This is a genomic window from Micromonospora echinaurantiaca (genome assembly GCF_900090235.1).
Classification (GTDB): Bacteria; Actinomycetota; Actinomycetes; order Mycobacteriales; family Micromonosporaceae; genus Micromonospora; species Micromonospora echinaurantiaca.
This window is the reverse complement of sequence record NZ_LT607750.1, coordinates 2,285,623-2,307,884: the sequence shown is the minus strand read 5'-3', so window position 1 is coordinate 2,307,884 and position 22,262 is coordinate 2,285,623. Positions and strand designations below refer to the sequence as shown.

The window sequence follows — 22,262 nt, the reverse complement described above, 5'->3', positions numbered from 1 at the left end:
ACTCTCCCCATCGACACCGCGCTACGCCGCCCCGGCAGGGCTGGTCGGATCCGCGCACCCCACCCTACGCCGACCCGCCGGTAACGCCACCCGACGCGACGCCGGGGGGCCCGCGGGCCCCCCGGGTTGCCTCCTGGCCGGTAGCTGGGAACATGGGAGGATGGCCGCCCAGCTGTTGACCATCGAGGTGGACCGGCTCGACGCCGGCCGGGTCCGGCTGCGGCTGGCCGGCGAACTCGACTTCGACACCGCCCCGGAGCTGATCGCCGCAGCGGAGAACGTGCGCCGCGACGGCTGCCAGGACCTCGTGATCGACCTGACCGGCGTGGCGCTCTGCGACTCCTCCGGGCTCAGTGCCCTCGTGGTGGTGCACCGCAGCGACATCGTCCGGCTCACCGGGGTCGGCCCGCAGCTGGCTTCGCTGCTGGACCGCACCGGCCTCACCGAGTTGCTCGGGGTGGAGCGCCCGGCCGCGGGCGGGATGCGCGCCGCCGGTTGAGGCTCACCCGCGCCCACTCGCCGCGATCGTCCGCGCGGACCGCGGTCGGCTCGAGCCACTCGTCGGGCCGACCCGACGCACGAGCGGGGGGATGGCCCCCGACCCTGGGACCAGGGGTCGGGGGCCGGAGGATGGCTCAGGGCGTGGCGACCGGCTGCAATCGTGGCCCGGTCGTGCCACGGCGGGGCGCCGCGGGTGGTTCCGCGTCGTCCGGTGGACCGGAGTCGGGCGTCTGGAAGAGATAGCGGACGAACTCCCCACCCGCCTCGTTGTCGTCCGCTCCGGGCCACTGCCCGATGCAGTCCACCCCGACCACCTCGCGTCCGGTGCCGTCGGCCTCCTCCAGCAACGCCCAGAGGCTCACCGGGTAGCAGCGGGTGTCCTCGGGCGAGAGCCGCCAGCGGGCGTACCAGCCGGGACGGGCGGGCACGATCTCGACGATCCTCTTCATGACGACCTTCCCTTCCGCGTACCTCGGAAGTTTCCCGGTCCGCCCCGATCGTCGGCGGCGCCCGGGTGAGCGTCCCTCACCCCGGCGGGATGAAGCTGTCAGCGGCGATCCGGTCGGGCGCGGCCCGACCGGGGGCGTCCGTTTCGGTCCCGGCGACGGCGGGAAGGCGGCCCGACGGAAGCGAGGGAACACCAGCGGAAGCGAGGTGTCACCATGCGCAAGCAGATGGAGGGCGACAACCAACGCCGCCGGGCCCTGGCCCGGCAGGCCCGCGAGCGCGGGATGCGGGCCAGCGACACCGGCGCCAGCCTGAGCGCCACGAAGCAGCTCACCAAGCTGGACCGGGGCAAGCGTGCCGGCCCGCCGGCGGCCGGCAGCCGGCACAAGCCGGACACCACCCGGGGCGGCCCGGCGCCGCCGCCGGCGGGCATCCCGGAGAACCCCCGACCCCGCCCGGAACCGGGCCCGGGTACGCCGGCGGAGGCCACCATCGGCTACAGCCGGCTGGTCGAGGACGTCGCCCGCCGCACCGGCGCGGACTTCCGTACCGCGAAGGTCGGTGCGGAGGCGACCGTGCTGGTCCTGGCCCAGGTGTTGGACGAGGCGGAACGGCAGCGGCTGCTCACGGCGGTGCCGCCGAAGCTGCACGACGTCGTTCCGGTCGACGGCATCCGGCGGCCCCAGGACCTGTCCGGCTTCCTGGCCGAGGTGGGCCGGATCAGCGGCAACACCCCGGAGCAGGCGCGCTACCAGGCGGAGGCGACCCTGGCCGCGCTGGGCGACCAGGACGGCGAGCTGGTCGCGTCGCTGCACGTGCCGGAGAGCCTGCGGGACCTGCTGGCCCCGCCCGAGCCCGGCGGTGGCCTGGTGGGCGCCACCACCAGCACCCCCACGCTCGGCGACGCCGAGGTCCGCGCGGCGCTGGGCGACCTGCCGTACTGGTCGGGTGACACCAGCTCGCTGTCGCGTACCGTCGCCCTGCCCCCGGACAACCTGGACCGGGTGCTGGCCCGGCTGGACCAGCTCCGGGACGAGACCGGACGCGGGCCGCAGATCGGCCGGGTGGACCCGACCACCGCGGTGGTGACCGTCCGGTCCCGGCAGGCCCGTGCGGTGACCGCGCGGGACGTCGACCTGGCGCACGCCGTCGACGCCGCGATCGACGAGGTGGGCGCCGGGATGAACAGCGGCTGACCGCCCGCGGGGCCGCGGGCCGTGGCCGCCGCCCGGTCCCCGCGCGTGGTGCGCGGCGTCCCGCGCCGGCGGCCCGGCGGGCCCGCCCGCCACGCCGGCCGGGCGCGTCGACTAGCGTGCCCGCCATGGACCGCGCCGCCGACCGGTTGGAGCTGGTCGCCGACCCGGCCCGCCCCGGCGGGCGTACGCTGCTGGCCGCCGGCGTCGAGCAGTCGTACGTGGACGTCACCGACCCGCGCCACCTGCACTTCGAGTACGTGCGGCGGATGGCGGCGGTGGCGGACCTGGCGGCGCCGGCCGCCCGCCCGCTGGAGGTGCTGCACCTCGGGGGCGGGGCGCTGACCCTCCCGCGCTACCTGGCCGCCACCCGGCCCGGCTCGGCGCAGCTGGTCGTCGAGCGGGATCCCGCGGTGGTCGAGCTGGTGACCCGGGAGCTGCCGGCGCTCCCGCCGCAGGTGCGGATCGAGGTCGCCGACGCCCGCGCGGCGCTGGCCGACGCCCCGACCGGGCGGTACGACCTGGTGCTGGCCGACATCTACCGGGCGGCCCGGATGCCCGGGCACGTGACCACCGTCGAGTTCGCCGCCGAGGCGGCCCGCGTCCTGCGACCCGAGGGCATCTACCTGGTCAACGTGACCGACCTGCCGCCGCTGGTCTTCGCCCGGGTCCAGGTGGCCACCCTGCGGGCCGCCTTCGCCGACGTCTGTCTGGTCGCCGACCGGCGGATGCTGCGCGGCCGGCGCTACGGCAACCTGGTGCTGGCCGCCGCCCGGCGACCCGGCCGGCTGCCGGTGGGGCGGCTGGCGGTGGTCGCCCTCCGGGACCCGGTGCCCGGCGGCGTGCTGCACGGCCCGGCCCTGGACACGTTCGTGGCCGGCGCCCGCCCGGCCACCGACGCCGCCCTCGCCTGAGCGTTGACCGCGCCGGACCGCGCCGTCGTCACAGAGTGCTCAGCGATCCGGGCCCGCCCGCGCCCGCGCCTGGGTGCTCACCGCGCCGTCGTCGCGGGATGCTCAGCGGTCGGCCGCGCCCTCGCCTGCACACCGCCCCGGAGGGCGACCTCGCCTCGGGGCGCTCAGCGGGCCCGGACGGCGATCTCGGGTGAGGAGCTCTCCAGCGGCACCGCGTTCGCCGGGACCAGGCCGAGCTGCACCGCCGGCCGGGGCAGCGTCGCGTCGAGCATCCAGTCGGCGCCGACCCGGGCCCGGTTGCCGGGCATGGCCAGCAGGTGGTAGCCCCGGGTGACCGCCTTGGCGGGCAGTCCGGCCAGGTTCACCTTCAGCGGGTTCGCCGCCGCGTCCTTGCCGCCCAGGTCGACCACCCAGCCCAGCTCGTGGTGCCGGTAGGGCCGACGGCGCCCCTGCCCGTACGAGGCGGCGATGTTGTGCGCGGCCAGCTTGCCCTGGCGCTGGGCGTGCTGCGCGGTCATCGTGCACATCTGGCCGGGATGGGTCGGGTCGGGCACCGCGGCGGCGTCGCCGCAGGCGTACACCTCGGGGAAGCCGGGGACGGTGAGGTACTCGTCGACGACCAGCCGGCCCCGTTCGGTGCGCAGGCCCAGCTCGGCCACGAACGGGTCGGGGCGCACCCCGACGCACCAGACCAGGGTGCAGGTGGGCACGTACTCGCCGTCGGTGAGCGTGACCCCGTCGGGGGTCGCCTCGGCCACCGAGGTGCCCATCCGCACGTCCACGCCCCGCCGGTCGAGCACCCGGTGGGCGGTGTCCGACATCCGCTTGTCCAGCTCGGGCAGCACGCGGGGGGCGATGTCGAGCAGCATCCACCGCGGTCGGGTCTTCAGCCGGGGCCGCTGGGCCATCAGCGCGTCGGTGAAGAGCTGGCCGTGCGCGGCCACCTCGGTGCCGGTGTAGCCGGCGCCGACCACCACGAAGGTGGCCCGGGCGCGCTCCTCGGCCGGGTCCTCGGCCTGCTCGGCCAGTTCGATCTGGCGGACCACGTGGTCGTGCAGGTAGAGCGCCTCGGGCAGGCCGCGGAAGCCGTGCGCGTACTCGGTCACCCCGGGGATGGGCAGCAGCTTGTTGACACTGCCCACGGCGAGCACCAGCCGGTCGTACGCCAGCCGGTTGCGGTCCCCCTCCGGCTGGGTGAACCCGACCCACCGGTTCTGCAGGTCGACGTGGTCGGCCTCGCCGATGACCACCCGCACCCCGTTCAGCGTGCCGGTCAGCGGCACGGCGATCCGGGTCGGCTCGACCACCCCGGCGGCCACCTCGGGCAGCAGCGGCAGGTAGAGGAAGTAGTCGGTGGAGTTCAGCAGCACGATCTCGGCCTTGTTCCGGGCCAGCCGGCTCAAGGTCTTCGCCGCGTGGTAACCGGCGAACCCGGCCCCCACGATCACCACACGAGGTTTCGTCATTGCGGCCCCGTTCCCACCGACCGGGGGGACAAACGTGGACTCAGCCGGAAAGCCGGACGTACCCGGCGTCACCCACCGCCTCCACGTCCCAGGAACGGTCGAAGGCCCGGATCCGGTCCACCCTGATCCGGCCGACCTCGGGCGGGATGCGCGGGTCGAGGGTCAGCCGGCCGTCCACCGGCTCCAGGCCGATCATGGCCCGGGTCAGCGCGAGCGGGGTGCCGGTCGCCCACGCCTGCGGGCTGCAGGCCGTCGGGTACGGCACCGGAAAGAGCAGCCGCTGCCGGGGAAACCCGCTGATCGCCTCGGGCAGCCGGTAGTCGAAGTGCCCGGCGGCCTCCAGCAGCGCCAGGCTGATCCGGTTCGCCTCGTCCCGGTAGCCGTAGCGGGCCAGGCCGAGCGCGGCCAGCGAGTTGTCGTGCGGCCAGACGGTGCCCAGGTGGTAGCCGAGCGCGTTGTAGAGCCGCTCCTCCCTGGACATGGTCCGGATGCCCCAGCCGGAGAACATCTCGTCCGACATCAACTGCCGCGCCACCGCCTCCGCCCGCTCCGGCGGCACGATGCCGCTCCACAGCAGGTGCCCCATGTTGGACGTCTTCGCGTCGACCCGGTTCTTGTCGCCGTCCAGGGCGACCGCGTAGTAGCCGCCCCGCTCGTCGATCCAGTAGTCCCGGTTGAACCGCTCGAACAGCCGGGCCGCGTCGGCGCGCAACCGTTCGGCGAGGGCCGGGTCGGCGAGCGGCCCGTCAGCCAGCTCGGCCAGCCGCAGCTTCGCGTCGTAGGTGTAGCCCTGCAGGTCGGAGGTGGCCAGCGGCAGCACCGGGATCCGGCCGTCGGCGAAGCAGACCCCGTCCGGCGAGTCCCGCCAGCACTGGTTGCCGAGCCCTTCCGGCGAGCGGGTGGCGTACTCGACGTAGCCGTCGCCGTCCCGGTCGCCGTAGTCGTCGATCCAGTGCAGCGCGGCGATCGCGTTGTCCCGCAGCAACCGCACGGTCTCGTCGTCGCGGCTCCACCGCCAGTACTCCGACAGCAGGATCAGCCATAGCTGGGTGGCGTCCGCAGTGCCGTAGTTGGGGGCGTACGGCTTCACCCCGGTGCGGGTCAGCTCGCCGCTGCGCACCTCGTGCAAGATCTTGCCGGGCTCCTCGTCGGTGAAGTCGTCGCAGCGCCGCCCCTGCAACCGGGCCAGCGCGAGCAGCGCCCCCTGGGCCAGCATCGGCCCGGCTCCCAGCGTCTGGTACGCGGTGATCAGGGTGTCCCGGCCGAAGACCGTGAGGAACCAGGGCAGACCGGCGCCGGGCAGCACGATCCGCTGTCCCTTGACCTCGAGTTCGAGCCGCAGCGCGGCGAGGTCGTCGCGCGACTTGCGCACCGTCCGCGTCAGGGTCTCGTTGTCGCTGGTCAGCAATGCCCGGTCGGTGGTCCAGCGGCGCACCGGGTCGTCGACCCGCTGGTGGATGACGTCGGCGATGTCGCCGCGGACCGGCTCCACCACCCCCATCCCGGGCGGCAGCGGCACGTGCAGGTCCAGCTCCCACTCCTGGCGCGGCGACAGCTCGATGTCCCAGACCAGCTCGTCGCCGTCGATCCGGGCGACCGGCAGCGAGCTGCGCACCCGGGTCTCCGCGGCGAACCCGTCCGCCGCGTACGAGAAGCAGAGTTCCGACCGGTCCGGTTGGTGGTCGCGGGTGATCTGTGCCGAGCGGTCCCGCACCCCCGACTTCACCTCGAACAGGTCGGCGAAGTCGGCGGCCACGGCCAGGCGCAGCTCGAACCGGACCGGCTCGGGGCGGAACGCTGCGATGGTGATCCGTTCGTGGAAGCCGTCGCCCACGTAGCGCAGCCGGCGCACGCCCAGGCTGTTCGTCGGCAGGTCGGGCAGGTCCGGGTTGGTGAGCACGTACTGGGCCGAGTAGTGCTGGACCGTCTCGGAGCGCAACGCGAGCAGCCGGCCACCGTTGACCGTCAGCACCCACTCACTGACCAGCCGGGTGTCCAGGTGCACCAGGCCGCCGATGCTGCCCGGCGGCACGTCTCCGCACCGGTCGGCGTACATGAAGGTCGGGCCACTGAGCACGGCGAGCGAGTCCGGGCCGAGCTCAGGCGGCAGCGCCCGTTGGTCACCGCCCTCCCAGGCGGTGGCGACCAGGCCGGGGGTGGGATCCACGGGCGTCGCACGGACGGCAGTCATACGTCTCACCGTAGGAACGACGATCACCGTCCGTCATCACCCGCTCCGGGTGAAACCCGGCTTACATCCACGACCGACGATATGGACAAACACCGCCGTCGATGGCGAAGATGCGGTGATGGGATCCCACGACACCGCCGGCGACCGACCCACGAGGTCCACCCGGCGTACCTTCCTGTCCGCGTCCGCCGCCGCCACCGCCGCCACCGTCGCCGTGCCCCTGCTGGCCGAGCCCGCCGCCGCGCACGACGGCCCGCCAGCCGGGCCGGGTCGTCCGGTGCGCCCGCAGTCCCCCGACCGGGACCTGCGGGACCTGCTCCGGCAGGTCGACCAGCGGCGGATCGAGGCCATCGTCCGCCGGTTGGCGGCCTTCGGCACCCGGCACACCCTCTCCAGCCAGGACGACCCGGACCGCGGCATCGGCGCCGCCCGCGACTGGATCTACGACCGGATGAGCGAGTACGCCGCCGCCTCCGGCGGCCGGATGACCGTCGAACTCCAGTCGTACGTGCAGCAGCCGGCCTCCCGGATCCCGGTGCCCACGACGATCACCAACGTGGTGGCGACGCTGCGCGGGGAGACGTCGCCGAACCGGACGTACGTGATCACCGGGCACTACGACTCCCGGGCCAGCGACGTGATGGACGCGGTCAGCGACGCCCCGGGCGCCGACGACGACGCGTCCGGGGTGGCCGTGGTGATGGAGCTGGCCCGGCTGATGGCCACCCGGCGCACCGCCGCCACCATCGTCTTCGCGGCGGTGGCCGGCGAGGAGCAGGGCCTGTACGGCTCGGCGTACCTGGCCGGGCAGTTGAAGGCCGCCGGGGCGGACGTGCAGGGCATGTTCAGCAACGACATCGTGGGCAGCAGCACCGCCGACGACGGCACCCGCGACCCGCACACCGTGCGGCTCTTCGCCGAGGGGGTACCGACCGCCGAGACGCCGGCCGAGGCGGCCACCCGGCAGTCCGTCGGCGGCGAGAACGACTCGCCGTCGCGGCAGCTGGCCCGGTTCGTGGTCGACACCGCCGAGAACTCCGCCACCGGCATGCGGGTCCGGGTGATCTACCGGCGGGACCGCTACCTGCGCGGCAGCGACCACATCTCGTTCCTGCGCGAGGGCTGGCCGGCGGGCCGGTTCACCGAGCCGAACGAGGACTTCGCCCACCAGCACCAGGACGTCCGGTCGGTGGACGGCAGGCAGTTCGGCGACCTGCCGGAGTTCTGCGACTTCGCGTACGTCACCCGGGTGGCCCGGGTCAACGGCGCCGCGCTCTGGTCGCTGGCCCGCGCCCCCGGCACCCCGAAGGGCGCGGTGATCGTCACCAGCAACCTCACCAACGACACCACCCTGCGCTGGCAGCGCGGCGACGAGCCGGACCTGGCCGGCTACGAGGTGCTGTGGCGGGAGACCACCGCGGCGGAGTGGCAGCGGGTGATCCCGGTCGGCGACGTCACCGAGGTGACCATCGACCTGTCCAAGGACAACGTCTTCTTCGGCGTGCGGGCGGTGGGCCGGGACGCGCACCGCAGCCCGGTGGCGTTCCCCCGGCCGGGCAGCTGAGGGCGGTTCACCCGGTTCGGGCGGGGTGCGCTCACCCGGCGGCGGCGGAGCCTGGTGGTCGGTCCCATCTGAGCGGGAGGCAACCCGATGAGCACGCCGATGTCCAACGACCAGCGGCAGCCGATCTACCTGCGGCAGAGCGGCCGCACCCGGCTCACCCCGCGGCAGCGGCGGCGGGTCGAGCACAAGCAGGGCCGCATCGAGCGGCTGGGCATGCAGCGCGGCGACGCGCGGCGGCCCGGGCGCTGAGCCGTCATCCGGTGCCGGTCGCCCGCGGGCGGCCGGCACCGGCCTGCCCGGCCGCCGGAGCGGTGATCGCCCAGCGCTCGTGGTCCCGCCAGGCCCCGTCGATGAAGAGGTACTCCGGCGAGTACCCCTCCAGCCGGAAGCCCAGCTTGCGGGCCACCCTGCGGGACGGCTCGTTGCCCGGCTGGATGTTCGCCTCCAGCCGGTGCAGGCCCAGCACGGTAAAGGCGTGCTCGATCACCAGGCCGATGCCGGTCGAGGCGTGTCCGGTGCCGCTGTACGGCAGGAAGGCGGCGTAGCCGAGGTAGCCGCCGCGCAGCGCGCCGAGCAGGATCCCGCTGATGTTCACGTACCCGGCGATCTCCCCGCTGGCCCGGTCGCAGATCAGGTAGCCGGAGTGGTCCCGCCGGCGGATCTTGGCCAGGTACGCGGCGTACGCCGCCGGGTCGGCGGGGGCGACGAGCCAGGGGTGGTGCAGCTCGCGGCTGCGCCGGGCGGCCGCGATGAACTCGGCCTCGTCGGCCGGTCGGGGGCGGCGGATGCCGGCCGGACCGGCGGTGCGCAGATATCTCACGGCGGAAAACTCTGGCCCCCGGTGCGGTCGACGTCCAGCGGTTACCCGCCGCGGCGCCCAGGTTGTGCCGGGCGTCACCCGCGCCGGCGCCGCCTGCCCCCGGGTCACCGGCGCCGCACCACCCGCCGTCCCGCGCTCCCCGGAGGCGCTCTTTCGGTGAATGAGTGGCTGTTTCCCGCCGGACAGCCACTCATTCACTGAAAGTGCGCGTGGCGGCGGGGTGGTAGGCGGGATAGCAGGGTTGGGTGGGTGGGAGGTGGGGCCAGCGGCGACGGAGGTGCTCGTCGGTCGCGGCCAGCCAGGCGGTGAGGGCTGGCAGCGATCCGCCGGCGGCGCCGGCGTCGACGGCCACCCGGAGGGTGTCCAGCAACTGCCCCCGGCGGGAGAAGCCCATCGGGTGCGGCGGGTCGGCGGCGAGCAGCTTCGGCAGCCGGGCCAGCCGGACGACGGCCCAGGCGGCGGTGGCGGCGGCCATCCCCGCCGCCCAGGCTCCGTCATCGCGCTGGCCGGCGGCCGCCCGGTAGGCGCGCTCCACCCGGCGGCCCACCTCGACCGGCACCCGGGACCAGCACGGCGCGCCGTAGAACGGCAGCCGCAGGTGCGCCGCCTCGACGTACGGCGGCTGGAACCGGGCGCCCTCGAAGTCCAGCAGCCGGGCGCGGCCCGCATCCAGCCGGCAGTTCTGTGGGGCGAGGTCGCCGGTGCCGAGCACCGGCGCTGGCTCCGGGTCGGTCAGCCAGGTCACCAGCCGCGCCGCGTCGCGGTGCGCCGCGCCCACCGCCGGCAACGGCCCGTCCGCGCCGGCCAGCGCGGCCACCGCCGCCCACCAGCCGGCGAACGGCGTACCGGCCAGGACGCTGCGGTCGTGGTCGGCCGGGGCGCGGCGGCCGGCGGCGGCGAGCCGCTGGCGGAAGGCGTCCTGGCGCCCCCGGGTTGCCGCGTGCAGCCGGCCGGCGGCCTCGGCCAGCGCGACGAAACCCCGGGTCGCCCGGTCCGGGTCGGTCCCGACCAGCAGGTCCTCCAACCCGGGGCCGACGCCGAGATCCTCCAGCACCAGCAGGCCGAGCCGGTCGTCGTGTGCGAGCACCCGCGGGCCCACCGCGCAGCCCACCTCGGCCAGGAACTCCAGCGCCACCCGCTCCCGCACCGGGTCGCCCGGCCGGCCCCGGTCCGGCCGCCGGGTCTTCACCACCACGGACCGCACCGGCCATCCCGGCGGGCCGTGCACCGGCACCCGCGAGAGCCAGGGGTACGCCGCCCGGTCGGCCGACCAACCGGCCGCCGCCGGGGTGGCCGCACCGACCCGCACCGGTCCCCCGGCGACGCGGGCGAGCAGATCGGCGAGCACGGAGGTGGGCGGCGTCGGCATCCGTCGAACCTAGCGGCCGCGCCGATTTCGGGCGGGCCCCAAGATTCGTGGCGGACCGGCCCTGCCGGCCCCGGCTGAGCGCGCCGGGCGGGCTGGGCGGACCGGCCCTGCCGGCCCTGTCCGGCGGGTGGGCGGACCGGCCCTGCGCGCCGTGCTGGGCGGGCGGGGTGCGCCCGCCGGCCTGGTGGCCGGCGGCGGACCGGTCGGTCAGAGCGGACCGGGGTGCGGCTGGTCCAGCGGCATCGGCACCTGGAGGTAGGTGCTGCCGCGCAGGTCCAGCCAGGCCCGGTCGGGCGAGCGGACCAGGCGCAGCATCACCCCGGAACAGTTCGGGCAGCGCCCGACCAGGCCGGGGGCGTGCGAGTAGACCCGCAGGCCGGCCATCGGGCCGAGCATGCCGCAGTTCTCGCACCGGCCGCTGGCGGTGCTCAGGTCGACGGCGAACAGCTCACGGAGCGGGCCGTCGAGCATGTTGCCGTCCAGGTAGGACATGTCCGTCATGGTGCCTCCTCGACGCTCAGCCGGTGGGGCCGAACCGTTCGGTCTTCACCCGCCGGCTCTGGTGCCCCAGCCCGACCAGCAGGTCCGCCACCGTCTCCACGAACCCGGTCGGGCCGCAGACGTAGCAGAGCGGCTCCAGGTCCGGCGGCCAGCCGTGGCTGTTGACGTCGGCCAGCCCGATCCGGTGCGGCTCGCCCCGCCACCCCGGCGGCGCCTGCCGGGTGTAGACGTACGCCACGTCGAGGCCGAAGTCGTCCCGGGCCCGGCGACGCAACTCGTCGGCGTAGATCACATCCTCGGGGGTGCGCACCGAGTAGAGCAGCCGGAACGGCGCCCGGCTGCCGGCCGCCCGGCGGGCCCGGATCATCGCCATCAGCGGCACCACGCCCGAGCCGCCGCCGATCAGCAGCACCGGCGCGGTCTCCGCCGACCGCCAGACGAACCAGCCGCCGACCGGGCCGCGTACCTCGACCGGGTCACCCTCGGCGTACGTGTCGATCAGGTACGGCGACACCTCGCCGTCCGGCACCCGCTGGACGGTCACCTCGATCCGCGGCCCGCCGGGCCCGTCGGCCACCGGCCCGGCCACCGAGTACGACCGCGCCGCCTGGTAGCCGTCCTCGGCGGTGAGCCGCAGGTCGACGTGCTGCCCGGGCAGGTGCCCCGGCCAGTCGGGCACCTCCAGCACCAGGGTCTGCGCGCTCGGCGTCTCGACCCGGCGCTCCACGAGCCGGGCCACCCGCCAGCGCAGCGGCGCGGTCAATCGCCCTGGTACCGCTGCTCACGCCACGGGTCCCCGTAGTCGTGGTAGCCGGCGGTCTCCCAGAATCCGGGCTCGTCGGTGGGGGTCAGCCGGATGCCGCGCACCCACTTGGCCGACTTCCAGAAGTACAGGTGCGGCACCAGCAGCCGGGCCGGGCCGCCGTGCTCGGCGGGCAGCGGGGCGCCCTCGAAGGTGTGCGCCACCCAGGCCCGCCCGCCGCGCAGGTCGTCCAGCGGGAGGTTGGTGGTGTAGCCGCCGTACGAGTGGGCCTGCACGTAGTGCGCACCGGTGTCGACGCCGTCGAGCAGCGTGTCCAGCGAGACGCCCTGCCAGGTGGTGTCCCGCTTGGACCAGCGGGTCACGCAATGGATGTCCACCGTCGGCGTCTCCTGGGGCAACGCCATCAGCTCGTCCCAGCTCCACCGGTACTCGGCGCCGGTTTCGGCGGTGATGACGAACTCCCAGGTGTCCAGCGGCACCTTCGGGGTCGGGCCCGCGGAGAGCACCGGGAAGTCCTGGGTCAGGTACTGCCCCGGCGGAAGGGCCGGCTCCGCGGAGCGGGGCCGGCCCTGGAAGCCTGGTGAAACGATTCCCACCCGTCAGTCGTACCACCCCGGCTGACGTCGCAGGGGGCGGTCGGACGGAGCCGACCGGGCCGGGTGACCCGTTTCAGCGCCGCTCCGCGACGACCTCCCGCTCGCCGCCGACGGTGGTGCGGGTGGCGCGCAGGCTGGTGATGGTGACGACCACCAGCACCGCGATGATCACGCCGAGCGAGGCCAGGGTGGGGATCTCCGGCACGCCCTTCCAGATGCCGTGCGCCCAGTGCAGCGCGAGCTTCACGCCGATGAAGGCCAGGATGACGGCGAGGCCGTAGGTGAGGTGGATCAGCCGGCTCAGCGCGGCGTGCAGCACGAAGTAGAGCGCCCGCAGGCCGAGCAGGGCGAACGCGTTGGTCGCGAAGACCAGGTACGGGTCCTCGGTGATGCCGTAGACCGCCGGCACCGAGTCGACCGCGAAGACCACGTCGGTGGCGAGCACCGCGACCACCACGAGGGCGAGCGGGGTCAGCGTCCGCCGGCCGTGCTCCCGGATGATCATCCGGGTGCCGTGGTAGTCGTCGGTCACCGGCATGAACCGCCGCAGCACCCGCACCGATCGCATCTTGTTGATGTCCACCTCCTGCTGGTGCCCGGAGAGGGCGTCGCGCAGCAGCTTGATCGCGGTGACGATCAGGATGGCGGCGAAGAGCAGGAAGGCGAAGTCGAGGGTCTGCAGGGCGGCGGCGCCGAGCGCGATGAAGACCGCCCGGAGCACCAGCGCGCCGGCGATGCCGTAGAGCAGGACCCGCTGGGCGAGGACGGCGGGCACCGCGAACGCGGCCAGCAGCAGCATGAAGACGAAGAGGTTGTCGACCGAGAGCGACTTCTCCACCAGGTAACCGGTGAGGTAGTCGATGCCCTGCTTGGAGCCGTACCGGGACCAGACCCAGACGCCGAAGGCGAGCGGCAGGGCGATGTAGAAGGCGGACCAGCCCAGCGCCTCGCGCAGCGACACCTCGTGCGGGCGGCGGGTGACCAGGAAGTCGAGCACCAGCAGCGCGAGCACGCCGACGATCGTGATCCCCCACAGGCCGGGGGTGCCGACCGACTGGATCTCGGCCGCGGCAAGGTATGACGAACCGGACATGGAGCCTCCTCGAACACGGTGACATGTTCGAGGTCTCCTTCACCCACCTTTCGTGGGCAACCACCCGAGGCGCGCTCCGGGGCCCGCCGTACTGACCGGAATGGTTCGTGGGAAGTACTCCCCTCGTGGCGACAAGGTTAGGCCAGGCTGATTCCGAGCGCCAAGCGGCACCCCGTGGGGCCGGTCAGCGGGCGACGACCGCGGCGAGGACGCGGTCGACATCCAGCGCGGCCATGCAGGCCGGGCCGGCCGGGTCCAGCGGGCAGCGCGCCGCCCACCAGCAGGGCTGTTCGGTGATCGCGGTGGGCCGGCGGTACCCGCACCCGGGCAGCCCCTGCAGGTCGGCCCCGCCGATGCCGTACCGCCGGGCGTCGGTGGGACCGAAGAGGGCGACCGTGGCCGCCCCGGCGGCCGCGGCGAGCCGTACCGGGCCGGTGTCCGGACCGACCACCACCCCGCCCCGACGCGCGACCGCGGCGAACTGCCCGGCCAGGGTGGGCAGGTCGGCGCGGGGCAACGGAACCCCGAGCGGGTCCTCGGCGGGCACCGGGCCGACGGTCAGCACCGGGTGCCCACGTCGGGCCAGTTCGCCGGCCAGCCGCCGCCAGTGCGGGTCCGGCCAGCGCTTCACCGCCATGCCCGCGTCGGTGACCAGCACCACCGGCGGCGCGGGCGGGTCACCGACCAGCCAGTTGACCACCCGCTCCCCGGCGGCCCGGGCGTACGGCGGGACGTGCACCCGGGGGCGGGCGGCCCGGTCCGCGGCGTCCAGCAGCCCTTCGGCGTGCAGGATCTCCAGGTAGCGGGCGCCGACCGGCTGGTCCGGCGGGGGCCGGCGCCACAGGTCGGTCACCGCCCGGGTGGCCACCGCCGACAGCAGCTCCGGGATGCCGTCGTAGCGGGTGGTGCTGACCGCCAGATCCGGGCGGCGCGCGGCGAGCGCCTCGACCACCGCGTCCCGCTCCGCCCCGGGCCGGCCGTGCCGCGGGGTGCGCACCTCGGTGACGGCCGGGTCGGCGCGCACCAGTTCCGCGCCCGGCTCGTGGGTGAGCACCCGGATCCGGGCGCCCGGGTGGCGGCGGCCCAGGCCGTGCACCGCCGGCAGCAGGATCAGCAGGTCGCCGATCCCGCCGAGCAGGTCGACCACCAGGATGTCCGGACCCCGGTCAGGCACCGGCGCCCGCCAGGGTCCGCCGGTAGAGGTCGCGGTGCGCGGCGGCCACCCGCGGCCAGGAGTACGCGGCGGCGAAGGCCCGGCCGCGCTCGGCGAGCCGCCGGCGCAGCACCGGGTCGGCGAGCAGCTTGCCGACCGTACGGGCGACGGCGGCGGCGTCCCGGCGTTCCCGGATCACGGCCACCGCCCCGCTGCGGGCCAGTTCGTCGTCGCCGGAGTCGGCCAGCGTCACCGCGGTCGGCAGCCCGTGGGCGAGCGTGGCCAGCAGCGCCCCGCTCTTCGTGCTCACCCCGGCGGTGAACGGCAGCACCGCGACGTCGGCGGCGTGCAGGGCGGCGGAGACCCGGTCGGCGGGCAGGTGCCCGGTGAAGGTGACCGCGTCGGCGACGCCGTGCCCCGCGGCCAGGGTGGTCAGTTCCGCCCGGAACGCGCGGGCCTCGGCCGCGGGCAGGGCCTGGGCGGTGAACCCACCCACCACCAGCAGCCGCAGCTCGGGATGGTGGCGGCGCAGCGTTGGCAGCGCCTCGATCAGGTAGCGCACCCCCTTGACCGGGTGCACGAAGCCGAAGAACGCCAGCACCGGCGCGCCGTCGGGCAGGCCCAGTTCCGCGCGCAGCCGGTGCCCGGCGGTGGGGGCGCCCACCTGGTCCGCGACGTTCGGGGCGAGCGGGATCCGGGTGGCCTCCCGCCCGGTACGGGCCCGCAGCACCGCCGCGTGACCGGGATTGGTGACGATCACCGCGGCGCTGGCCGGCACCAGCCGGCCCGACTCCCGGTCCCAGCGGCGGGTCCGCTCCACCGCCGACCAGAGCGGCCCGGGCAGCCAGCCGGGCCAGGCCCACGAGCCGTACTCGTGCAGGGTGGTGACCAGCGGCACGGCTCGGGGCAGCCGCAGCGGCAGCAGGCCGGGCTGCCCGGAGAAGCGGTACGCGGCGGGCGCGAACTGGACGTGCACGAGGTCCGGCGCCAGCCGGCGGACCGCGCGGGCGGCCCGGGCGGTGGCGCCCGCCCAGCCGTCGCCGTCCGGCCGCACCGGCACGCCGGTGGCCTCGACTCCGACGTCGGGCAGCGCGGCCAGCAGGTGCCGCACGTAGTCGCTCACCCCGTCGTGCTCCGGCGGCGCCGGGCCGTGCAGCACGGCCACCCTGATCCGGTCGTCGACCACGCCGCCTCCCCCGCCCGCGCCGGAGCCCACCCGGGCGGAAAGCCGGAGCCGGCCCGGGCGGCGCCGGATTCCCGGCCCCTTACGGCGCAAACCCGCCAGCGCCTATCGTGGCCCGATGACCGAGGACGTTCCGGCCGGCCCGCTCGCCGGCGTACGGGTGGTGGAGCTGGCCGGCATCGGCCCGGGCCCGTTCGCCGCGATGATGCTCGCCGACCTGGGTGCCGACGTGGTCCGGGTGGACCGGGTCTCCGACGTGGACCCGGCCGCCTTCGGCACCCCGCATCCGGACCTGCTCAACCGGGGCCGCCGCTCGGTCGCCGTCGACCTGAAGTCCGCCGGTGGCCGGGAGGTGGTGCTCGCCCTGGTGGCCGGCGCGGACGCGCTGATCGAGGGCTTCCGGCCGGGGGTGACCGAGCGGCTGGGTGTCGGTCCGGCGCACTGCCTGGCGGCGAACCCCCGGCTGGTCTACGGACGGATGACCGGCTGGGGGCAGGACGGGCCGGTCGCCCCGTACGCCGGGCACGACATCGACTACCTGGCGCTGACCGGGGCGCTGCACGGCATCGGCCGGGCCGGCGAGCGCCCGGTGCCGCCGATGAACCTGCTCGGCGACTTCGGCGGCGGCGGGATGATGCTGGCCCTCGGCCTGGTCGCCGCCCTGTACGCGGTGCGCGGTGGCGCCACCGGCCAGGTGGTCGACGCGGCCATCGTGGACGGCGTGGCGGTGCTCAGCACGCAGATCCACGCGCTGCGGCGGCTCGGCATGTGGCAGGACCCGCGCGGGGTGAACCTGCTCGACGGCGGGGCGCCCTTCTACGACACGTACGAGTGCGCCGACGGCCGGTACCTGGCGGTCGGCGCGCTGGAGCCGAAGTTCTACGACGAGTTGGTGCGCCGGTCGGGTTTCCCGCTGCACCCGGACGAGGCGCTGGACCGCACCGACCCGGCGAACTGGCCGGCGCTGCGGACGGCCTGGGCACGGCTGTTCCGCACCCGCAGCCGGGACGAGTGGACCGCGCTGCTCGGCGCCTCGGACGCCTGCGTGGCGCCGGTGCTGGACTGGCGGGAGGCACCCGGGCACCCGCACCTGGCCGCGCGGGACACCTTCGTGGAGCGGGACGGAGTGACCCAGCCGGCCCCGGCCCCCCGGTTCTCCGGCACCCCGACGGCGCTGCGCCGGCCGCCGCCGCAGCCCGGCGAACACACCGACGAGGTGCTGGTCGAGGCGGGCTTCGACGCGCTCCGGATCGCCGACCTGCGGGCGGCCGGCGCGATCGCCTGACCGCGGCCCGCCTCGACACACCGCACGGCGACACCGGCGGCCCGCTCCGGGCAGCTGCACGCCGACCGTCGTTCGGGTGCATCTGTTGTCGCTGTAACGACGACAGACACACCCAGTCCGGCCGCAGGCGACCGGCGGCGATGCCACCGGGCCGGCGGACCGGCCGGTCAGGAACGGCGCAGCGTCGCGCCGGGGGCCATCGCCGGCTCGACCAGCTCCCGGTAGTCGCGCGGCAGTTGGGCCGCCACGTCGTCGAACTCGCCACCGCTGATCGCCTCGCGGAGGGTGACGAAGACCGCCCGCGCACCGTCCCGGGCGGCCGGCTCGTCGACGCCGGCGCGCAGCGCGACCCTGGCGACGAACTCGGCGCCGCCGAACCGGTCCGCCGACTCGGTACGCGGGCTGGGCTTGAGCACCAGCTGGAGCGGCTTGGGCAGCTGGACGGCCAGGTCCAGCACCTCCCCGCCGGTCAGCCGCTCGGCGAGCGTCTCCAGGGTGGCCCGGGTCAGCGCGACGGCCCGCTCGGACGAGGTCCGGGTGCGTTGGGCGACCTGGTCGATGAAGGTGTCGTAGTTCATCGCGTGCTCCTCGGCTCGGTGGGTACGCGTACCCGCCGATCGGGTCGGGAAACGGCGCCGGATTTCCGGCTGGACGGCGCGTGCCGGCCGGCTGGGCGGGTAACCGCCGCCGGTCGTGACCGGATCGATGCCCGAGGAGCCGACACCATGGCGAGTTACGCCGACGTGCTGCAGTACCTGTCGAGCCTGGACTATCCGGCCGGCAAGGACGACGTGGTCCGGGAGGCGGAACGGGAGGGCGCCCCGCCGGAGGTGCTCAAGGCGCTGCGCGCCCTGCCGCCGGTGGACTATGCCAACGGCAACGAGGTGGCCCGCTCCGCGGCCATCGACGCCGCCCCCGAGGTGAGCGCGTCCCAGCGGGCGGCGCAGGCGCGGGAGCCGCACACCCGGGTCTCGCAGCACCTGCGCGGCATCTGACCCCGGTGCGCGCCCCCGGGCTGGTGGCGGCCGCGCACCCGGTGCGGCGACCGGGTGACCGGTAGCGGTGTCCCGGCTGTCGTCCCGCCCGCCGGAGGGACACCCCCCGGTGGCGCTCCAGCTCGCCGTGATGGGCGTGGTCGGGCTGGTGGTCGGCGGGCTCACCGCGGCGCTGGCTCCGCTGAAAGTGGCTGCGCTGGTCGGCTGGGACGCCGCCGCGCTCAGCTGGCTGGTCCTGGTCTGGCACAAGGTCTGGCTGCTGGACGCCGAAGAGACGGCCCGGCTGGCCTTGCGCGAGGACCCGAACCGGGCGGTCCGCGACGCGCTGCTCATCGTCGCCTGCATAATCAGCCTGTTCGCGATCGGTTTCGTGGTGACCACCGCGCACGGCGCGCCGACTCGGGCCGCCCGAAACGTCTACAGCGCGCTGGGCGTGCTCAGCGTGCTGCTGTCCTGGCTGGTGGTGCACACCGTCTTCGCCGCCCGGTACGCCCGGATCTACTACACCGGCCCGGTCGGCGGGGTGAACTTCAACCAGCCTGGTCCGCCCTGCTACTCGGACTTCGCCTACCTGGCGTTCACCATCGGAGCGACCTTCCAGGTCTCCGACACCAACCTGACAGACATGGACATGCGACGCGCGGTGCTGCGGCACTCCATGCTGTCCTACCTGTTCGGGGCGTTCATCTTCGCGGTGACGGTGAACCTGGTGGCCGGGCTCGCGCCCTGAGCGGCGCCCGGGCCACGAGCGGCGCGAGGCTTCGGAGGACCGCGCACAGGCGGGCGCCCCGGGTCGCGAACCGCGACCGGGGGCGCCCCACAAAACACCTGACCTGGGCGAACGCGTCCGAACCGGATCGCGGCCGCCTGGCGGTGACGTACCGAACCGGGCGGGCATCACTGCCGCGATCATCATACGATAGGGATCGTCCTAACGGTCAGAAAATGCGGAACTGTGGGCCAATCCACTCCACCGGATCAGCCGGTCACCTCCGCGTACCGGTGTTCCAGGTCGACCCGGGCCAGCGCCCCGACCAGCCAGGCGAGCCGCTCCGACTCGCCGCTGCCGGCCAGCCCGGCCAGGTCGTCGGCGGAGCGTCCGAGCCCGAGCTTGCGGGCGGCGACGAGGGCCCGCCGGTCGGCCACCGGCGCCACCTCCCGCCACAGCGCCTGCGCCTCCCGCAGGAACAGCTCGACCACCTGGTCGTCCACCCCGGGCAGGTCGGTGAGCAGCTTCCGCTCGCGGGCCGGGTCGTGGTGGGCCAGCGCGCGCAGCCGGCGCAGGTCGCCCCGGTAGCGGTCCACCACCGTCTGGGCGAGGTCGCCGAGAACGGTGGCCAGCGCGTCCACGTCGCCGCGCTGCCCGGCCTCGCGCAGCACCCGGGCCCGGTCGGCGTGCAGCGAACGGGCCAGCCGGGCGGCGCTGTCCCACCCGTTCTCGGGCAGCGCGCGGGCGCTGTCCACGGCCCGCCGGAAGTCACCCCGGCGGGCCAGCAGGACAGAGAGACAGAGCAGTTGGAACAGGTTCGACGGGTTGTTGATGACCCGGAAGCCGTACTGCTCGGCGAACCCGCGCCCACTGCCGGCGAGCCGGCGTACCAGGCGCTTCTTGTCCTCGATGCTGGAGATGGCACTGGTCGGCATGCCCGCGACTACCCGCGTCGCCGCCGACCACGCCTGCCGAACGGTCAGCCGTGCACGCCGCCACTGCGGTCGCGGGCCTTGAGCCGGGTAGTGGGCAGCGCGGGCGCGGGCAGCGGCGGGGCGGGGTCGTCGGCGACGACGCCGAACCGGCGCCCGGCCATCCAGTCCTCCCGGGCGGCGGCGACCTCCTCGTGCGAGCGGCCGACGAAGTTCCACCACATCACCAGCGGCTCGTCGAACGGCGTCCCGCCGAGCAGCAGCAGCTGGCTGCCGGGCTCGCCGCGCAGGGTCAGCCGGTCCCGGCCGGTGCCGAGGTAGAGCAGCGCGCCGGGGGCGAACGACACCCCGTCCACCTCGGCGGAGCCCGACATGGCCAACAGGCCGTACTCGAAGTCCGGGCGCAGCGGCAGCGCGGCCGGCGCCGGACCGCGCAGCTCCAGCTGCGCGCCGAGCAGCGGGGTGTGCACCAGCGCCGGGGAGCGTTCCCCGCCCAGCTCGCCGACGAGCAGGGTGACGTCCAGCTCGCCGTCGGCCCAGCGGGGCAGGTCGCCGTGGTGGGCGAAGTCGGGGTCACCGGCGCGCGCCGGGTCGGGCAGCGCCACCCAGAGCTGCACGCCGTGCATCAGCGGCGGGTGTTCCGCGGGTGAGCGCTCGGAGTGCGCGATGCCACGCCCGGAGGTCATCACGTTCAGCTGGCCGGGCCGGATCGGCTGGACGTTGCCCAGGCTGTCCCGGTGCAGGATCTCGCCGTCCAGCAGCCAGGTGACCGTCTGCAACCCGGTGTGCGGGTGCGGCGGGACCTCCATGCCCGGCCGCTCGGCGACGTCGTCCGGGCCGAAGTGGTCGACGAAGCACCACGCCCCGACCATCCGCCGCTGCCGCTGCGGCAGCAGGCGACGCACGGTGGTGTAGCGGCCCAGCGGGACGTCGTGACCGGGCAGCAGCACGCTGCCGGGATCGACCGTGGCCACGCCCGGCGGTCGGGTCTGCGCCGGCATCGATTCGGTACGTTCCACCGCCCGACTCTACGCTCACGACCCCCCGACGCGGGCCTGGACCTTGGCGCGCGGCCGGGGCGGTGAACCGGACCACGGTGACCGTCCGTATCTCGGGACGGTTGGCGGGTACGCCGACGCGGGTGGTAGCAACGGGGCTGCCAGAAAGCGAAGGGACGTGTCGGTATGCCGGAGACCGTCGAGACGGTGTTCGCCAGCGTGGTGGCCCGCAACCCGGGTGAGCCGGAGTTCCACCAGGCGGTGCGGGAGGTGCTGGAGAGCATCGGCCCGGCGCTGGCCCGTCACCCGGAGTACGCCGAGGCGCGGGTCGTCGAGCGGATCTGCGAGCCGGAACGGCAGGTCATCTTCCGGGTGCCGTGGGAGGACGACCACGGCCGGGTGCAGGTGAACCGGGGCTTCCGGGTGGAGTTCAACAGCGCGCTCGGCCCGTTCAAGGGCGGCCTGCGCTTCCACCCGTCGGTCTACCTCGGCATCGTGAAGTTCCTCGGCTTCGAGCAGATCTTCAAGAACGCGCTGACCGGGTTGCCGATCGGCGGCGGCAAGGGCGGCGCGGACTTCGACCCGAAGGGCCGCTCGGACCGCGAGGTGATGCGGTTCTGCCAGAGCTTCATGACCGAGCTGTACCGGCACATCGGCCCGCAGACCGACGTACCGGCCGGGGACATCGGGGTGGGTTACCGGGAGATCGGCTACCTGTTCGGCCAGTACCGGCGGATCACCAACCGGTACGACGCCGGCGTGCTGACCGGCAAGGGCCTGGCCTACGGGGGCGCTCAGGCGCGCCGGGAGGCGACCGGCTACGGGGCGGTCTTCTTCGCCGAGGAGATGCTCCGGCAGACCGGGGACGGCCTGGAGGGCAAGCGGGTGGTGGTGTCCGGCTCGGGCAACGTGGCGATCTACGCGATCGAGAAGGTGCACCAGCTCGGCGGCCGGGTGGTGGCCTGCTCGGACTCGACCGGCTACGTGCTGGACGAGAAGGGCATCGACCTGGAGCTGCTGCGCGAGCTGAAGGAGCAACGCCGCGCCCGGCTGGACGACTACGTGCGGCACGTGCCGCACGCGGTGGCCGTCTCCGGTCGTACGGTCTGGGAGGTGCCCTGCGAGCTGGCGCTGCCGTGCGCGACGCAGAACGAGATCGGCGGCGCGGAGGCCGCGGCGCTGGTGGCCGGCGGCTGCGTCGCGGTGGTGGAGGGTGCGAACATGCCGACCACCCCGGAGGCGGTACGGATCCTGGGCCGGGCCGGGGTGCGGTTCGCGCCGGGCAAGGCGGCCAACGCCGGCGGGGTGGCGGTGAGCGCGCTGGAGATGCAGCAGAACGCCAGCCGGGACTCGTGGACGTTCGCCCACACCGAGCAGCGGCTGCGGGAGATCATGCGGGACATCCACGACCGCTGCTGGGCCACGGCCGAGGAGTACGGGCTGCCCGGCGACTACGTGGCCGGCGCGAACATCGACGGGTTCCGGCGGGTGGCGGAGGCGATGCTGGCGCAGGGCGTGATCTGACCAAGCACTCAGTCAGCCATTGACGTCGGTTGAACGGCGGGCCTAGGTTCAGGGGCACTACCGGC

23 protein-coding genes are annotated in these 22,262 nt (G+C 74.9%); 9 read left to right on the top strand and 14 right to left on the bottom strand.

Going from position 1 to position 22,262, the window contains the following annotated elements:
• Window positions 1-160 precede the first annotated feature (160 nt).
• Entirely contained in the window at window positions 161-499 is a 339-nt protein-coding gene (locus tag GA0070609_RS10540; RefSeq protein ID WP_088993643.1) for an STAS domain-containing protein, read from the top strand.
• Between the two features lie 136 nt (window positions 500-635).
• Here GA0070609_RS10540 and GA0070609_RS10535 read toward each other — a convergent pair whose 3' ends face one another.
• Window positions 636-950: a hypothetical protein gene (locus GA0070609_RS10535; protein WP_088993642.1), complete on the bottom strand. Its 315-nt coding sequence runs from the start codon at window positions 948-950 to the stop codon at window positions 636-638.
• 213 nt (window positions 951-1,163) lie between these two features.
• Here GA0070609_RS10535 and GA0070609_RS10530 point away from each other — a divergent pair, with 213 nt between their 5' ends.
• Window positions 1,164-2,144: a DUF2267 domain-containing protein gene (locus tag GA0070609_RS10530; RefSeq protein ID WP_088993641.1), complete on the top strand. Its 981-nt coding sequence runs from the start codon at window positions 1,164-1,166 to the stop codon at window positions 2,142-2,144.
• A gap of 125 nt (window positions 2,145-2,269) precedes the next feature.
• On the top strand, window positions 2,270-3,055 hold the full coding sequence (locus GA0070609_RS10525) for a spermidine synthase (RefSeq protein WP_088993640.1): 786 nt from the start codon (window positions 2,270-2,272) through the stop codon (window positions 3,053-3,055).
• Window positions 3,056-3,219: 164 nt separating this feature from the next.
• On the opposite strand, the gene GA0070609_RS10520 is transcribed toward GA0070609_RS10525, so the two are convergent.
• Both GA0070609_RS10520 and GA0070609_RS10515 read right to left on the bottom strand, forming a co-directional pair.
• On the bottom strand, window positions 3,220-4,521 hold the full coding sequence (locus GA0070609_RS10520) for an NAD(P)/FAD-dependent oxidoreductase (protein ID WP_088993639.1): 1,302 nt from the start codon (window positions 4,519-4,521) through the stop codon (window positions 3,220-3,222).
• A 40-nt stretch (window positions 4,522-4,561) separates the two neighbouring features.
• Entirely contained in the window at window positions 4,562-6,712 is a 2,151-nt protein-coding gene (locus GA0070609_RS10515; protein WP_088993638.1) for an amylo-alpha-1,6-glucosidase, read from the bottom strand.
• A gap of 118 nt (window positions 6,713-6,830) precedes the next feature.
• Here GA0070609_RS10515 and GA0070609_RS10510 point away from each other — a divergent pair, with 118 nt between their 5' ends.
• Both GA0070609_RS10510 and GA0070609_RS33115 read left to right on the top strand, forming a co-directional pair.
• Window positions 6,831-8,276, top strand: coding sequence for a M28 family metallopeptidase (locus GA0070609_RS10510; RefSeq protein WP_088993637.1), 1,446 nt, complete (start codon window positions 6,831-6,833; stop codon window positions 8,274-8,276).
• Window positions 8,277-8,363: 87 nt separating this feature from the next.
• The gene (locus GA0070609_RS33115) at window positions 8,364-8,525 is read left to right on the top strand and encodes a hypothetical protein (protein ID WP_157748110.1); all 162 of its coding nucleotides are present in this window, start codon (window positions 8,364-8,366) and stop codon (window positions 8,523-8,525) included.
• A gap of 4 nt (window positions 8,526-8,529) precedes the next feature.
• Here GA0070609_RS33115 and GA0070609_RS10505 read toward each other — a convergent pair whose 3' ends face one another.
• The 8 genes from GA0070609_RS10505 to GA0070609_RS10470 all read right to left on the bottom strand — a co-directional run bounded on the left by GA0070609_RS10505 (window position 8,530) and on the right by GA0070609_RS10470 (window position 15,757).
• The gene (locus tag GA0070609_RS10505) at window positions 8,530-9,096 is read right to left on the bottom strand and encodes a GNAT family N-acetyltransferase (protein WP_088993636.1); all 567 of its coding nucleotides are present in this window, start codon (window positions 9,094-9,096) and stop codon (window positions 8,530-8,532) included.
• Window positions 9,097-9,286: 190 nt separating this feature from the next.
• Window positions 9,287-10,465, bottom strand: a complete 1,179-nt coding sequence (locus GA0070609_RS10500; RefSeq protein ID WP_088993635.1) for a hypothetical protein — start codon at window positions 10,463-10,465, stop codon at window positions 9,287-9,289.
• Window positions 10,466-10,672: 207 nt separating this feature from the next.
• Window positions 10,673-10,966 carry a DUF6510 family protein gene (locus tag GA0070609_RS10495; protein WP_088993634.1) on the bottom strand — a complete coding sequence of 98 codons (294 nt, stop codon included), beginning with the start codon at window positions 10,964-10,966 and terminating at the stop codon, window positions 10,673-10,675.
• A gap of 16 nt (window positions 10,967-10,982) precedes the next feature.
• The gene (locus tag GA0070609_RS10490) at window positions 10,983-11,729 is read right to left on the bottom strand and encodes a ferredoxin reductase (RefSeq protein ID WP_088993633.1); all 747 of its coding nucleotides are present in this window, start codon (window positions 11,727-11,729) and stop codon (window positions 10,983-10,985) included.
• On the bottom strand, window positions 11,726-12,325 hold the full coding sequence (locus GA0070609_RS10485; protein ID WP_088993632.1) for a sulfite oxidase-like oxidoreductase: 600 nt from the start codon (window positions 12,323-12,325) through the stop codon (window positions 11,726-11,728). The genes GA0070609_RS10490 and GA0070609_RS10485 overlap by 4 nt, the downstream gene beginning before the upstream one ends.
• A gap of 73 nt (window positions 12,326-12,398) precedes the next feature.
• On the bottom strand, window positions 12,399-13,418 hold the full coding sequence (locus GA0070609_RS10480) for a TerC family protein (protein ID WP_088993631.1): 1,020 nt from the start codon (window positions 13,416-13,418) through the stop codon (window positions 12,399-12,401).
• A 184-nt stretch (window positions 13,419-13,602) separates the two neighbouring features.
• Window positions 13,603-14,592: a glycosyltransferase family 9 protein gene (locus tag GA0070609_RS10475; RefSeq protein WP_088993630.1), complete on the bottom strand. Its 990-nt coding sequence runs from the start codon at window positions 14,590-14,592 to the stop codon at window positions 13,603-13,605.
• Window positions 14,585-15,757, bottom strand: coding sequence for a glycosyltransferase family 4 protein (locus tag GA0070609_RS10470; protein WP_157748109.1), 1,173 nt, complete (start codon window positions 15,755-15,757; stop codon window positions 14,585-14,587). Before GA0070609_RS10470 ends, GA0070609_RS10475 begins: the two co-directional genes overlap by 8 nt.
• A gap of 115 nt (window positions 15,758-15,872) precedes the next feature.
• On the opposite strand from GA0070609_RS10470, the gene GA0070609_RS10465 reads away from it, so the two are divergent.
• Window positions 15,873-17,039: a CaiB/BaiF CoA transferase family protein gene (locus tag GA0070609_RS10465; RefSeq protein WP_088993628.1), complete on the top strand. Its 1,167-nt coding sequence runs from the start codon at window positions 15,873-15,875 to the stop codon at window positions 17,037-17,039.
• A 167-nt stretch (window positions 17,040-17,206) separates the two neighbouring features.
• Here GA0070609_RS10465 and GA0070609_RS10460 read toward each other — a convergent pair whose 3' ends face one another.
• A complete protein-coding gene (locus GA0070609_RS10460; RefSeq protein WP_088993627.1) occupies window positions 17,207-17,617 on the bottom strand; it encodes a DUF2267 domain-containing protein in 411 nt (136 codons plus the stop codon).
• Between the two features lie 147 nt (window positions 17,618-17,764).
• On the opposite strand from GA0070609_RS10460, the gene GA0070609_RS10455 reads away from it, so the two are divergent.
• Together GA0070609_RS10455 and GA0070609_RS10450 are read left to right on the top strand one after the other, a co-directional pair.
• Window positions 17,765-18,034: a DUF2795 domain-containing protein gene (locus tag GA0070609_RS10455; RefSeq protein ID WP_088993626.1), complete on the top strand. Its 270-nt coding sequence runs from the start codon at window positions 17,765-17,767 to the stop codon at window positions 18,032-18,034.
• A gap of 109 nt (window positions 18,035-18,143) precedes the next feature.
• Window positions 18,144-18,764 (top strand): DUF1345 domain-containing protein, encoded by a 621-nt coding sequence (locus GA0070609_RS10450; RefSeq protein ID WP_088993625.1) that lies wholly within the window; start codon window positions 18,144-18,146, stop codon window positions 18,762-18,764.
• 248 nt (window positions 18,765-19,012) lie between these two features.
• Here GA0070609_RS10450 and GA0070609_RS10445 read toward each other — a convergent pair whose 3' ends face one another.
• Both GA0070609_RS10445 and GA0070609_RS10440 read right to left on the bottom strand, forming a co-directional pair.
• Window positions 19,013-19,678, bottom strand: coding sequence for a hypothetical protein (locus GA0070609_RS10445; protein WP_088993624.1), 666 nt, complete (start codon window positions 19,676-19,678; stop codon window positions 19,013-19,015).
• Window positions 19,679-19,722: 44 nt separating this feature from the next.
• Window positions 19,723-20,694 carry a pirin family protein gene (locus tag GA0070609_RS10440; protein WP_088993623.1) on the bottom strand — a complete coding sequence of 324 codons (972 nt, stop codon included), beginning with the start codon at window positions 20,692-20,694 and terminating at the stop codon, window positions 19,723-19,725.
• A 165-nt stretch (window positions 20,695-20,859) separates the two neighbouring features.
• Between GA0070609_RS10440 and gdhA the strand changes: the two genes are divergently transcribed.
• On the top strand, window positions 20,860-22,197 hold the full coding sequence (gdhA, locus tag GA0070609_RS10435) for an NADP-specific glutamate dehydrogenase (protein ID WP_088993622.1): 1,338 nt from the start codon (window positions 20,860-20,862) through the stop codon (window positions 22,195-22,197).
• The last annotated feature ends 65 nt before the right edge of the window (window positions 22,198-22,262 follow it).

Bases quoted from the DNA above. Each gene is read 5' to 3' on its own strand.
- GA0070609_RS10540 (WP_088993643.1), top strand. From the start codon at position 161: ATGGCCGCCCAGCTGTTGACCATCGAGGTGGACCGGCTCGACGCCGGC.
- GA0070609_RS10465 (WP_088993628.1), top strand. From the start codon at position 15,873: ATGACCGAGGACGTTCCGGCCGGCCCGCTCGCCGGCGTACGGGTGGTG.
- GA0070609_RS10510 (WP_088993637.1), top strand. From the start codon at position 6,831: ATGGGATCCCACGACACCGCCGGCGACCGACCCACGAGGTCCACCCGG.
- GA0070609_RS10500 (WP_088993635.1), bottom strand. From the start codon at position 10,465: ATGCCGACGCCGCCCACCTCCGTGCTCGCCGATCTGCTCGCCCGCGTC.
- GA0070609_RS10480 (WP_088993631.1), bottom strand. From the start codon at position 13,418: ATGTCCGGTTCGTCATACCTTGCCGCGGCCGAGATCCAGTCGGTCGGC.
- GA0070609_RS10515 (WP_088993638.1), bottom strand. From the start codon at position 6,712: ATGACTGCCGTCCGTGCGACGCCCGTGGATCCCACCCCCGGCCTGGTC.
- GA0070609_RS10460 (WP_088993627.1), bottom strand. From the start codon at position 17,617: ATGAACTACGACACCTTCATCGACCAGGTCGCCCAACGCACCCGGACC.
- GA0070609_RS10530 (WP_088993641.1), top strand. From the start codon at position 1,164: ATGCGCAAGCAGATGGAGGGCGACAACCAACGCCGCCGGGCCCTGGCC.
- GA0070609_RS10535 (WP_088993642.1), bottom strand. From the start codon at position 950: ATGAAGAGGATCGTCGAGATCGTGCCCGCCCGTCCCGGCTGGTACGCC.
- GA0070609_RS10525 (WP_088993640.1), top strand. From the start codon at position 2,270: ATGGACCGCGCCGCCGACCGGTTGGAGCTGGTCGCCGACCCGGCCCGC.
- GA0070609_RS33115 (WP_157748110.1), top strand. From the start codon at position 8,364: ATGAGCACGCCGATGTCCAACGACCAGCGGCAGCCGATCTACCTGCGG.
- gdhA (WP_088993622.1), top strand. From the start codon at position 20,860: ATGCCGGAGACCGTCGAGACGGTGTTCGCCAGCGTGGTGGCCCGCAAC.
- GA0070609_RS10495 (WP_088993634.1), bottom strand. From the start codon at position 10,966: ATGACGGACATGTCCTACCTGGACGGCAACATGCTCGACGGCCCGCTC.
- GA0070609_RS10445 (WP_088993624.1), bottom strand. From the start codon at position 19,678: ATGCCGACCAGTGCCATCTCCAGCATCGAGGACAAGAAGCGCCTGGTA.
- GA0070609_RS10455 (WP_088993626.1), top strand. From the start codon at position 17,765: ATGGCGAGTTACGCCGACGTGCTGCAGTACCTGTCGAGCCTGGACTAT.
- GA0070609_RS10520 (WP_088993639.1), bottom strand. From the start codon at position 4,521: ATGACGAAACCTCGTGTGGTGATCGTGGGGGCCGGGTTCGCCGGTTAC.